Annotated in this window: 11 protein-coding genes; 6 read left to right on the top strand and 5 right to left on the bottom strand. The window is 62.7% G+C overall.

The features are described from left to right. Nucleotides 1-250 precede the first annotated feature (250 nt). Entirely contained in the window at nt 251-877 is a 627-nt protein-coding gene (hflD, locus tag GT753_RS06170; RefSeq protein WP_004941196.1) for a high frequency lysogenization protein HflD, read from the top strand. A gap of 22 nt (nt 878-899) precedes the next feature. Next, nucleotides 900-2,270, top strand: coding sequence for an adenylosuccinate lyase (gene purB / locus GT753_RS06165; RefSeq protein ID WP_004941193.1), 1,371 nt, complete (start codon nt 900-902; stop codon nt 2,268-2,270). A 51-nt stretch (nt 2,271-2,321) separates the two neighbouring features. Here purB and GT753_RS06160 read toward each other — a convergent pair whose 3' ends face one another. The 3 genes from GT753_RS06160 to GT753_RS06150 all read right to left on the bottom strand — a co-directional run bounded on the left by GT753_RS06160 (nt 2,322) and on the right by GT753_RS06150 (nt 5,125). Next, nucleotides 2,322-3,026 carry a GNAT family N-acetyltransferase gene (locus tag GT753_RS06160; RefSeq protein ID WP_015377606.1) on the bottom strand — a complete coding sequence of 235 codons (705 nt, stop codon included), beginning with the start codon at nt 3,024-3,026 and terminating at the stop codon, nt 2,322-2,324. A gap of 15 nt (nt 3,027-3,041) precedes the next feature. Next, on the bottom strand, nt 3,042-3,494 hold the full coding sequence (locus GT753_RS06155; protein WP_015377605.1) for a GNAT family N-acetyltransferase: 453 nt from the start codon (nt 3,492-3,494) through the stop codon (nt 3,042-3,044). A 116-nt stretch (nt 3,495-3,610) separates the two neighbouring features. After that, complete coding sequence (locus GT753_RS06150; RefSeq protein WP_160125389.1) at nt 3,611-5,125, bottom strand: PLP-dependent aminotransferase family protein; 1,515 nt, start codon at nt 5,123-5,125, stop codon at nt 3,611-3,613. A 139-nt stretch (nt 5,126-5,264) separates the two neighbouring features. Here GT753_RS06150 and GT753_RS06145 point away from each other — a divergent pair, with 139 nt between their 5' ends. Further along, nucleotides 5,265-6,029, top strand: coding sequence for a GntR family transcriptional regulator (locus tag GT753_RS06145; protein WP_160125388.1), 765 nt, complete (start codon nt 5,265-5,267; stop codon nt 6,027-6,029). Nucleotides 6,030-6,033: 4 nt separating this feature from the next. Here GT753_RS06145 and GT753_RS06140 read toward each other — a convergent pair whose 3' ends face one another. Beyond that, complete coding sequence (locus tag GT753_RS06140; RefSeq protein ID WP_160125387.1) at nt 6,034-7,053, bottom strand: ADP-ribosylglycohydrolase family protein; 1,020 nt, start codon at nt 7,051-7,053, stop codon at nt 6,034-6,036. Between the two features lie 379 nt (nt 7,054-7,432). On the opposite strand from GT753_RS06140, the gene phoP reads away from it, so the two are divergent. The 3 genes from phoP (at nt 7,433) to GT753_RS06125 (ending at nt 10,773) form a co-directional block, all read left to right on the top strand. Continuing rightward, entirely contained in the window at nt 7,433-8,104 is a 672-nt protein-coding gene (phoP, locus tag GT753_RS06135) for a two-component system response regulator PhoP (RefSeq protein WP_004941169.1), read from the top strand. Nucleotides 8,105-8,109: 5 nt separating this feature from the next. Then, on the top strand, nt 8,110-9,567 hold the full coding sequence (gene phoQ / locus GT753_RS06130) for a two-component system sensor histidine kinase PhoQ (protein ID WP_004941164.1): 1,458 nt from the start codon (nt 8,110-8,112) through the stop codon (nt 9,565-9,567). Between the two features lie 84 nt (nt 9,568-9,651). After that, complete coding sequence (locus GT753_RS06125) at nt 9,652-10,773, top strand: cupin domain-containing protein (protein ID WP_004941161.1); 1,122 nt, start codon at nt 9,652-9,654, stop codon at nt 10,771-10,773. Between the two features lie 41 nt (nt 10,774-10,814). On the opposite strand, the gene GT753_RS06120 is transcribed toward GT753_RS06125, so the two are convergent. After that, entirely contained in the window at nt 10,815-11,903 is a 1,089-nt protein-coding gene (locus GT753_RS06120; RefSeq protein ID WP_075684745.1) for a malate/lactate/ureidoglycolate dehydrogenase, read from the bottom strand. Nucleotides 11,904-11,933 lie beyond the last annotated feature (30 nt).

The following is an 11,933-nucleotide window of genomic DNA, read 5'->3' as shown; positions in this document are numbered from 1 at the left end:
GCGCCGCCGCGCCGGCGATTTTCGTCGCCTATTTGCGCAGTTCTGCGCCGCACGGCACCTCCGCCTCACCGCAGACGTATTAGACGCTGGGTTTACCCTCGATTTTGTGGCATGATCCGCGGCATTCGTTGTCATCGTTGTTACAGCCACGCCCGATCGTTACCGTTCGCGGCCGCCGCCGTTACCCCTGCGATACACACAACCTTATGCAGTAAGCCATGTACCGTTCACCGCGTTTACAGGAGTCATCGTGGCGAAGAATTATTATGACATCACGCTGGCCATGGCGGGCATCAGCCAGTCGGCGCGTTTGGTTCAGCAGTTGGCCCATGAAGGGCAATGCAACCGCGAAGCGTTTCAGACCTCGCTGAAAAGCCTGCTGCAAATGGATCCGCCCTCCACGCTGGCGGTGTTCGGCGGCGAAGAACGCAATTTGATGGTCGGCCTCGAAACCCTGATGGGCGTGCTGAATGCCAACAACAAAGGGCCGGGCGCGGAACTGACCCGCTACACCATCAGCCTGATGGTGCTGGAGCGCAAGCTCAACGCCAACAAACAGGCGATGAACACGCTCGGCGAACGCCTCGGCCAGCTCGAGCGCCAGCTGGCGCACTTCGATCTTGAATCGGACACCATCATCAGCGCGCTGGCCGGCATTTACGTCGACGTGGTCAGCCCGCTCGGGCCGCGCATCCAGGTGACCGGCTCGCCGGCCATCCTGCAGAACCCGCAGGTGCAGGCCAAGGTTCGCGCCACGCTGCTGGCCGGCATTCGCGCCGCCGTGCTGTGGCAACAGGTCGGCGGCAGCCGCCTGCAGTTAATGTTTTCCCGTAATCGTCTGTTCAAGCAGGCGCAAAATATCGTTGCTCATTGTTAATCGATCCCAGGAGTTGCTACCGATGGAATTATCCTCACTGACCGCCGTTTCCCCCGTTGATGGACGCTACGGTGATAAAGTCAGCGCACTGCGCCCCATTTTCAGCGAATACGGTCTGCTGAAATTCCGCGTACAGGTTGAAGTACGTTGGCTGCAAAAACTGGCCGCCTGCGCAGAAATCAAGGAAGTTCCCGCTTTTGACGCCGACGCAAACGCTTTCCTCGACAAAATCGTCGCGGAATTCAATGAAGAAGACGCACAGCGCATCAAAACCATCGAGCGCACCACCAACCACGACGTGAAAGCGGTCGAGTATTTCCTGAAGGAAAAAGTGGCGGCGGTGCCTGCGCTGCACGCGGTGTCCGAGTTCATCCACTTCGCCTGCACCTCCGAAGACATCAACAACCTGTCGCACGCGCTGATGCTGCAAAGCGCCCGTCAGGACGTGGTGCTGCCTTACTGGCGCAAGATCATCGACGCGCTGAAAGGGCTGGCGCAGGAATACCGCGATATCCCGCTGCTGTCGCGCACCCACGGCCAGCCGGCGACCCCGTCAACCGTCGGTAAAGAGTTCGCCAACGTGGCTTACCGCATGGAGCGCCAGTACCGCCAACTGGAGCGCGTGGAGATCATGGGTAAAATCAACGGTGCGGTCGGCAACTACAACGCCCACATCGTCGCCTACCCGGAAGTGGACTGGCATCAGTTCAGCGAAGCGTTCGTCACCTCGCTCGGCATCACCTGGAACCCGTACACCACCCAGATCGAACCGCATGACTACATCGCCGAACTGTTCGACTGCGTAGCGCGTTTCAACACCATTCTGATCGACTTCGACCGCGACATCTGGGGCTACATCGCCCTGAACCACTTCAAGCAGAAGACCATCGCCGGCGAAATCGGTTCTTCCACCATGCCGCACAAGGTCAACCCGATCGACTTCGAAAACTCCGAAGGCAACTTGGGGCTGGCCAACGCCGTGCTGGGCCACCTGGCGGGCAAACTGCCGGTTTCCCGCTGGCAGCGCGACCTGACCGACTCCACCGTGCTGCGTAACCTGGGCGTGGGCCTGGGTTACGCGCTGATCGCCTATCAGGCCACCCTGAAGGGCATCAGCAAGCTGGAAGTCAACCAGGCGCACCTGCTGGACGAACTGGATCACAACTGGGAAGTGCTGGCCGAGCCGATCCAGACCGTGATGCGCCGCTACGGCATCGAAAAGCCTTACGAGAAATTGAAAGAGCTGACCCGCGGCAAGCGCGTGGACGCCGCCGGCATGCAGGCGTTCATCGATGGCCTGGCGCTGCCGGAAGAAGAGAAAACCCGTCTGAAGGCGATGACCCCGGCCAACTATATCGGCCGCGCCACCACCATGGTCGACGAGCTGAAGTAAGCGCGTTAGACCCACAACGACAAGGCGGCCCACGGGCCGCCTTTTTGCTTATTATTCGCCGCGCAACACCTGCAGCCGGGCAATCTGCCGCCCCTGCGCATCGAAGTTGTCCGCACTCAGCCAACGCGCCAGCGCCTGCCGCACCGCCGGCCAACGGTCAATGGTGATGGCGAACCAGTCGGTATCCCGGCTGCGCCCCTTGACGATCACCGCAAAGCGGAAGTTGCCCTCGTAACGGAAGCCGAAGCGCAGCGCGGCCTGGCGCGACGGCGCGTTATGGCTGTCGCACTTCCACTCGCAGCGGCGATAGCCCAGCGTGTCGAAGGCATAACGCAGCAGCAGCGCGATGGCTTCGGTGGCGCTGGAGCGCTGTTTCATCAACGGCGACCAGCTGACGTGGCCGATCTCCAGCACGCCGTTGGCCTCGTCGATGCGCATCAGCGCCACCGTCCCCACCGGCGCGTCGCTGGCGGCGTCGAACACCGTCAGATTGACCAGCGTCGGGTTGGCCTGCAGCGTCTCCAGGTGCTGCAACATCGCCGCCGGCGTGTCGGGCCGTTCGATAGACAGATAGGTCCAGTCGCGGCCGTCCGGCGCCAGCTGGAAAGCGTCATACAGCGCGGCGTAATCCCGCTGCGGATCGAGCGGCGCCAGTGAACAGAAACGCCCGCCGAGCGTCACGCCGCCCGGGCGGCGAGCCGGCTGCCAATCCGGCATCGGTTCGCCAATCGGCTGACCATAACGATTCATTGCCATACGCGCCTCCTGCGGTTAACGGGTATACACGATAAACGAGCTTCTTCTGCCGATTTTGTCGTACAGCGAACGCGCCGGCGCGTTGTACTCCTGGGTCATCCAATAGACCCGATCGCTGCCGCGCGCCTCCGCCAGCCGATACGCCTGTTCGAACAGTTTTTCCGACACTTTATGGCCGCGTGCCTGCGGCGACACATAGAGATCTTCGATATAACAATAGCCCACCGCGCTCCAGGTGGACGGATGGAATACCAGGTTCATCAGCCCCAGCAGCCGGCCGTCGGCATCCTCCGCCACCAGCCCGTACACCTGTTCATCCTGCCCCAAGCGTTCGAAGGTGCGATCGGTCACCTGCGGCGCCACCTCGGCGCGGTAAAAGTCGAGATAGCCCTGCCACAACGCCAGCCATTGCGCTCTGTCGTCGCCATTGATTCTGCGGATGGTCACTTCACGATTTGATGGGTTCATAGCGCCTCACGGGGTTAAGATATTATTTCCATTAGGGAAATAACCGAATAGCGGCAGAATACACCGCGCAGCGACGGCGTAATACGGACCAATTCAAAACGCCGGGCAGACCAATTTTAACCGCCGTTTTCCCGCGGCAGCGCGTTGAACACCTGCGCCAGCGTGGCGATAAAACGCACGATCTCGTCCGGCGTATAGGCCGAGAAACCGAGCACCAGCGCCCCGCGCTGCGGCGCGCCGGTGTAGAAGTCCGCCAGGCCGTACAGCCGGATGCCCCGTTCCGCCGCCGCCGCCACCAGCCGCCGCTCCGTCGCCACATCCGCCAGCGGGCAAACCAGCTGCAGCCCGCCCTGCGGCAGCGCCGGGCGCGTCCAGGGCGCGAGATGGCGTTGCACCGCGTCGTACAGCACATCCAGCCGCGCCTTGTAAAGCGTGCGCATATTGCGCAGATGCTCGGCGTAGCCGCCCTCGTGCAGGCAGTGGAACAGCGTCATCTGCGCCAGCGCCGAGGTGTAGCCGTCCTGAAACTGCCTGGCGGCGACCAATGGCCGCACCAGCTGCGGCGGCGCAATCATGAAGCCGATGCGCAGCCCCGGAAACAGCGTCTTGCTGAAGGTGCCGATGTACAGCGTGCGCCCGCCGCTGTCCAGCCCTTGCAGCGCCGCCTTGGTTTGTCGATCGTAGTTGAACTCGGCGTCATAATCGTCTTCGATGATCCAGGCCCGCCGACGCTGGGCCCACTGCAACAGCGCCAGACGCCGCTCGAGGCTCAGCGAGTACCCCAGCGGGTAGTGATGGGACGGCGTGATGTAAACGCCCCGCCCGCCGCCCGCAGCCTGCATCAGCTGCCCGACGTCCAGCCCCTGCTCATCAATGCCGATCGGCCGCGCCTGCAGCCCCGCCGACTGCACCAGCTTTTTCGCCCCCTGGTAACCCGGCTCTTCGACGAATACCGCATCGCCGGGATCGAACAGCACCTGCGTGCACAGCGCCAGCGCCTGCTGAGAGCTGGTGACCACGATCACCTGCTCCGCCGTCGCCTTGACGCCCCGCTCCCGCTGCAAATAGTGCGCGATCTCCGCACGCAGCTCCGGCAAGCCCTGCGGATCGGCATACCCCAACAGCCGCTCGCCGTGCCGCCGCAGCGCCTGCTTTTCCCACTGCAGCCATGAATCGATGGGAAACGCCCGCAGATCCGCCAGCGAGGGCGTCAACGAGGCCTGGCGGCTGGTGTGCGGCGTATGGCTGACCGCCAGCAACGCCCGGCCGCGATCGCTTAACTCGCGTTCCGCCAGCCGCGCCTCCTGGCCTGCCTGCGTCGCCAGCAGTTCACGGCCGAGCAGCGTATCGCAGCGATAACGCACAAAGCTGCCGCGCCCCACCGTTCGGCTGATGAACCCCTCCGCCTCCAGCCGCGCGTAAGTCTGTTCCACCGTGTCACGCGCCACCGCCAGCCGGGCCGCCAACACGCGGCTCGGCGGCAGCTTCGCCCGCCACGGCAGTTCCCCGGCGGTGATGAGCCGCAACAGGGCCTGGTGCAGCGCCGAACGTCGGGTCAGCCCCTGCTGACGCTGCTGGGAGAAGGCTGCCAGGATTGCCGCGTCGTCCGCGTGTCGTGGGGTGTCACTCATGGGCAGTCTGTTTCTCCGAGCCTGGGGCGATTGCACACTACTCTACCTCATTTTCTCCCAGCGGCGGCGGCGGTTGCGCTGCCCGGCGAAATCCCCTTAAATAAGCCATCGCATTGCGGCTACAGGACTTCCGTCAGCTATGAGCAAGGAGATCAACCAGCGTCTGCTGGAAAAACTGCTGCAGGATCTGGCCAGCGCGGGCGCGATGCCGCTGTATCTGCGCTTTAACGCCTCGGTGCGCCAGGCTATCGAGCAAGGATTGCTGAGCGCGGGGGATTTCCTGCCCAGCGAGCGCCTGTTCACCGAACGGCTCGGCATCTCGCGCATCACGGTGCGCAAAGCGCTGGCCTGCCTTGAGCAAGACGGCATCATCGGCCGTTCACGCGGCTACGGCACCTTCATCCAGCCGCAACGGCCCGCGCCGAAGCTGCGCTATTCCTTAGCGGACATCAAAGGGTTCTCGCGCGAGGCGGCGCAACAGGGGCGTCAGCCGGACACGCAATGGATCAGCCGCGAGCGGGTGCCGGCCAGCGCCGCACTGGCGGAAAGGCTCCAGCTGGAGGTTGGAGCGCCGATCTACCAACTCAAGCGCATTCACTTTATCGATCGGCGGCCGATGTCGGTGGCGGTGTCCTACGTGGTGGCGGCGGCGATTGCCAACATCGACGAGATTGGCATCTCGCTCTACGATTACTTCCGGCGCAATAATGTGGAGATGGGCTCGCTGCGCAGCCAGGTCAGCGCGGCGATGGCCGACGACGATATCCGCCAGGCGCTGCAGCTATCAGAACCGATGCCGCTGCTGATCGTGCGCCAGACGTTGTTCGACCACCGCAAGAAGCCTGTCGAATACAGCGAAAGCTTCTGCCGCAGCGACATGTACGAGTTTACCAGCGAAAGCTGATCCGTTACGCCTCGCCCTGTCGGCGGCGGCGAAAACGCACGAACGCCTGGGCATACGCCTCAACGTCCAGCGGATTCACCCGTTTTAACTCCGCCAGCAATCCGGGTTCGATCGCTTCTGCACCGTGCAGCGCACCGCAGACAGCGGTGGCCATCGCGCCGATGGTGTCAGTATCGCCGCCCAGGTTGGCGCACAGCACCGCGCAACGGGTAGGATCGGTTTGCGCCAGCTGCACCATCGCCAGCGCCGCCGGCACCGACTCGATGGTGCTCACCCCGGCGCCGATCAGTTGATATATCCGCTCAGAGGCCTGCTCGGGATCGGCGGCCTCATCCACCACCTGAAACGCCAACTCGATGCGCGCCGCCAGCGAGGGGCTGAACGTCGTCTCCTGCCGGTGCTGGGCATACTCCGCCACGCCCGGCAGCGCCAGACGAATTGAGGCCCAGTCCGCGCCCTCTACCGCTCGCGCGACGGCCCAGGCGATCGCCACCGCACCGGCGACGGCGATGTCGGATTTGTGCGTCGGGCTGGAGGCCAGCCACACCTGCTGGCAGAAATCCTCCAGCGGCGCGGACGGCAGCACGCAGCCCAAAGGCGAAATGCGCATCGCCGCGCCATTGGTGATGCCGTTGTTTTCCAACTCGGCGATCGGCGTGCCCGCCTTCTGCTCGCTCAACGCCAGTTTGGAACTGGGGCCGAGAATGTTCTTGTTGAAGGCGTCAAAACTGTCCACCCAGCGGATCACGTTGCGGGCGATCAGTTCCGGCACCACCTCGCCTTCCGCTTCCCGCAACGCATCGGCCAGCGCTAACGCCATCGCGGTATCGTCGGTATATTGCCCGGCCTTGAAGTAACAGGCGGCGGTGTTCTCCGCCGGCCCATCGAGAAAGCCGTCTATCCAGCCGAAATGGCGCTTAACCCGCTCGCGCGGCCACAGCTCGGAAGGCATGCCGAGCGCGTCGCCCAGCATCTGTCCGTAAAGTGCGCCCGCTATGCGTTCTGCCTGGGTTAATTGCTTCATCCGTCGCTCCTGAGAAAATGTACCGTTGCCTCAATAATACCTTATTAGTACCTTTAAAGCTTATCAAGCGCCCCGGCTCACACTTCCCTTTCGCGGGCAATGCCTGGGGCGTTTAAGTTGCGTTTAATGTTGCCCCGCCGCTGTTTATCCGATGTTTATCAGAGCTTGTCGATAATGTCGGCGAACAAATTGATAACGCTTATTTTAATACATTGCTTCGGCTCTCTTGCGAGCCGGGCGGGTTATACCTACCATAGCCTCAGCACTTTTTGTCAAAATGGTTCAGGTGGCCGCGTTATTCCCTGACACGCCGCAGAGCGTGTTCCCTTTTATCGCGTGGGTGACAGGACGTTCACCCGCATAGTCACAGGAGTTCGCCATGCGAGTACTGGTTGTTGAAGATAATGGTTTGCTGCGTCACCACCTTTCCGTTCAGATGCGCGAGATGGGCCATCAGGTCGACGCGGCCGAAGACGCCAAGGAAGCCGATTATTTCCTGCAGGAACACGCGCCGGATATCGCCATCGTCGATCTCGGCCTGCCGGGTGAAGACGGCCTGAGCCTGATCCGCCGCTGGCGCGCCCATCAGACCAAGCTGCCGATCCTGGTGCTGACCGCCCGCGAAAGCTGGCAGGACAAAGTGGCGGTGCTGGAAGCCGGCGCCGACGACTATGTCACCAAGCCGTTCCACCTGGAAGAAGTGATCGCCCGCATGCAGGCGCTGATGCGCCGCAACAGCGGCCTGGCTTCGCAAGTGATCGTGCTGCCGCCGTTCCAGATCGATCTGTCGCGCCGCGAACTGAGCGTCAACGATCAACAGATCAAGCTGACCGCCTTTGAATACACCATCATCGAGACCCTGATCCGCAACGCCGGCAAGGTGGTGAGCAAGGATTCGTTGATGCTGCAGCTCTACCCGGACGCCGAACTGCGTGAAAGCCACACCATCGACGTGCTGATGGGCCGCTTGCGCAAGAAAGTGCAGGCGGAATACCCGCATGAAGTGATCACCACGGTACGTGGCCAGGGCTATCGTTTTGACGCGAAGTGAACATGATGTTCAACAAGAATAAAAAACCGTTTTCGCTGCGTGCCCGCTTCCTGATGGCGACCGCCGGGGTGATCCTGGCGCTGTCGCTCTCTTACGGTTTGGTGGCGGTCGTCGGCTATATCGTCAGCTTCGACAAAACCGCCTTCCGTTTGCTGCGCGGCGAGAGCAACCTGTTCTTCAGCCTGGCGCAGTGGAAAGACAACAAGCTCACCATCGCCATTCCCCCCGATCTCGATCTCAACTTCCCGACGCTGGTATTTATCTACGACGATAAAGGCAACCTGCTGTGGAGCCAGCGCAAGGTGCCGGAGCTCGAGAAGCTGATCAACAAGGAATGGCTGGAGGAGTCCGGCTTCTACGAAATCGACACCGACACCCGCGTCAGTAGCGAAGTGCTGGGGGACAACCCCAAAGCGCAGGATCAGCTGAAGAATTACGACGATACCGATCAAAACGCGCTGACCCACTCGGTGGCGGTCAACACCTATGCCGCCACGCCTCGCCTGCCGGCGCTGACCATCGTGGTGGTCGACAGCATTCCGCAGGAGCTACAGCGATCCGACGTGGTGTGGGAGTGGTTCAGCTACGTGCTGTTGGCCAACCTGCTGCTGGTGGTGCCGCTGCTGTGGCTGGCGGCCTACTGGAGCCTGCGGCCGATCAAGGCGCTGGTCAATCAGGTGGGCGAGCTGGAGAACGGCGAGCGCGATCAGCTGGATGAGAACCCGCCCAGCGAGCTGCGCGGGCTGGTGCGCAATCTGAACATTCTGGTGCGCAACGAGCGCCAGCGCTACACCAAATATCGCACCACCCTGTCGGATTTGACCCACAGCCTGAAAACGCCGCTGGCGGTGCTGCAAAGCACCCTGCGCTCGCTGCGCAGCGGCAAGCAAACCACCATCGAAGAAGCCGAGCCGATCATGCTGGATCAGATCGGGCGCATCTCGCAGCAGATCGGTTACTACCTGCACCGGGCCAGCATCAACTCCGGCCAGACGGTGTTGACGCGCGAGATCCACTCGGTGCCGGCGCTGCTCGACAGCCTGGTGGTGGCGCTGAACAAGGTTTACCAGCGCAAAGGGGTGGTGATCACGCTGGACATCTCGCCGGAAGTGACCTTTATGGGCGAGAAGAACGATTTTATGGAAGTGATGGGCAACGTGTTGGAAAACGCCTGCAAATACTGCCTGGAGTTCGTGGAGATCACCTCGCTGCACTCCGAGAAAAACCTCACCATCGTTATCGACGACGACGGCCCGGGCATCCCGGAAAGCAAGCGCCAGCTGATTTTCCAGCGCGGCCAGCGGGTGGATACCCTGCGCCCCGGCCAGGGCCTTGGCCTGTCGGTGGCGGCGGAGATCATCGAGCAATACGACGGCGAAATCGTCATCAGCGACAGCCCGCTCGGCGGCGCGCGCATGCAGGTCACCTTCGCCCGCCAGCACGACACCCACCACAACGAGTAAATTATGCCGCTGCGGCCCCGATCCACGGGGCCAAACTTCCGTTATAATCGCACTCAGGCTCACTCCCCTATCCTGGAATAGAACATGGATTATCAATTAGATCTGGACTGGAACGATTTTTTGCAACGTTATTGGCAAAAGCGTCCGGTGATTCTGAAGCGCGGCTTCAAAAACTTTATCGATCCGATCTCCCCGGATGAGCTGGCCGGGCTGGCGATGGAAAACGAAGTGGACAGCCGCCTGGTCAGCCACCAGGACGGCCGTTGGCAGGTTGCGCACGGCCCCTTCGAGAGCTTCGACCACCTGAGCGAAAACAACTGGTCGCTGCTGGTGCAGGCGGTGGACCACTGGCATGAGCCTTCCGCCGCGCTGATGCGCCCGTTCCGCCAACTGCCGGACTGGCGGATGGATGACCTGATGATCTCCTTCTCGGTGCCGGGCGGCGGCGTCGGCCCGCACCTCGATCAGTACGACGTGTTCATCATTCAGGGCACCGGCCGCCGCCGCTGGCGCGTTGGGGAAAAAACGCCGCTGAAACAGCACTGCCCGCACCCGGATCTGCTGCAGGTCGAACCGTTCGACGCCATCATCGACGAAGAGATGGAGCCGGGCGACATTCTCTATATTCCGCCGGGCTTCCCGCATGAAGGCTACGCGCTGGAAAACGCGCTCAACTACTCGGTGGGCTTCCGCGCGCCGAACGGCCGCGAGCTGGTGAGCGGCTTCGCCGACTACGTGCTGGCGCGCGAGCTCGGCAGCAAGCGCTACGGCGATCCGGACGTTAAACTGCGCGAACACCCGGCGGAGATCCTGCCGCAGGAAGTGGACGCCTTACGGCAGATGATGCTGGATCTGGTGCAACAGCCGGAACACTTCCAGCACTGGTTCGGCGAGTTTATCTCCCAATCGCGCCACGAGCTGGATCTGGCGCCGCCGGAGCCGCCGTATCAGGCCGGGGAAATCTACGAACTGCTGCAACAGGGTGAAGCGCTGCAGCGCCTGGGCGGGTTGCGCGTGCTGCGCGTCGGCGATCGCTGCTTCGTCAACGGTGAACTGATCGACACCGACCAGCTGCAGGCCGCAGACGCCCTGTGCCAGCACTTCAGCGTCGATGCCGCCCTGCTCGGCGACGCGGTGGACGATCCGTCGTTCCTGGCGCTGCTGACCGCGCTGGTCAACAGCGGCTATTGGTACTTTAACGACTGATTGCGAGTACGCGAACAAGCCACCCTATCGGGTGGCTTTTTTTATGCTTGCCGCGCCTGCGCGCGAAAACCGGCCAGCGCTTCATTCGCCATGCCCGCCTGCTCCGCCGCCGCGCAAATCTGCCGCCAGGTATTGGCGTCTATCGGTATGCCCTGCTCCAGCCGCGCCGCGCGGTTGGCCTCTTCCCATTCTCCCGGCACCGCGATCGGCTGTTCGCCGCTCGGCGGCGACGCCTTCACCCAGCCGATAAACGCTTCGGCCTCGGCCTGCATTTGCGGGGCGTCGAAGGCCTGAGGATCGAGGATCAGGGTCGTCATGCAGTTGAAGATGGCGTCGCTGTCGGCTTTCAGCGTGGCGTCGTGGGTGGTGCGGCCGCCGGAGAGCGCGCCGCCGAGGATCTCGCTCATCGCCGCCAGCGCATAGCCTTTGTGCAAACCGAACGGCAACAATGACCCGAACGGCGCTTCATGCATCACCTTCGGTTCGGTGGTGGGTTGCCCGTGTTCGTCGATCAGATAGCCCGCCGCCACCGACAAGCCTTTGTTATAGGCCACCCGAGTCTTGCCGAAGGCGATGCCGCTGGTGGCGAAATCCAACAGCAGCGGCGTGCGGCCCGGCCGCGGGAAAATGGCGCAGAACGGATTGGTGCCGAAGCGGCGATCGCTGCCGCCGAACGGCGCCACCATCGGATCGCCCACCACGTTGACGAAGTGAATCGAGATAAAACCGGCGCGGGCGCACTGCTCCGCCCAATGGCCGATGCGGCCGATATGGTGCGCGTTGTGCAGCGCCACCGCCGCCAGGCCCAGCTTGCCGGCGCGTTCAATGCCCAGCGCCATCGCTTCGCTGGCCACCACCTGGCCGAAGCCGCGCGCGCCGTCGAGCGTCAGCACCGCGCCGGCGTCGCGCACCACCTCGGCATGTTGATTGAGCTGCAATTGCCCCTGCGCCAACGATGCCATGTAACTGGGGATCATGCCGACGCCGTGCGAGTCGTGCCCGGCCAGATTGGCCTGCACCAGGTGATCGGCCACCAGCTCGGCTTCGCGCGCCGTGCTGCCGGCCTGGCGCCAAATCGCCTGAACGAACTGCGTCAAATACGAGCCGGCGATGCGGTATTCGGTGCTCATCATGCGGTCCTTATGCGTGGGGAATGTACC

This window comes from Serratia sp. Z4 (genome assembly GCF_009900725.1).
Lineage (GTDB): Bacteria > Pseudomonadota > Gammaproteobacteria > Enterobacterales > Enterobacteriaceae > Serratia > Serratia nematodiphila.
This window is presented reverse-complemented; position numbering and strand designations above follow the sequence as displayed.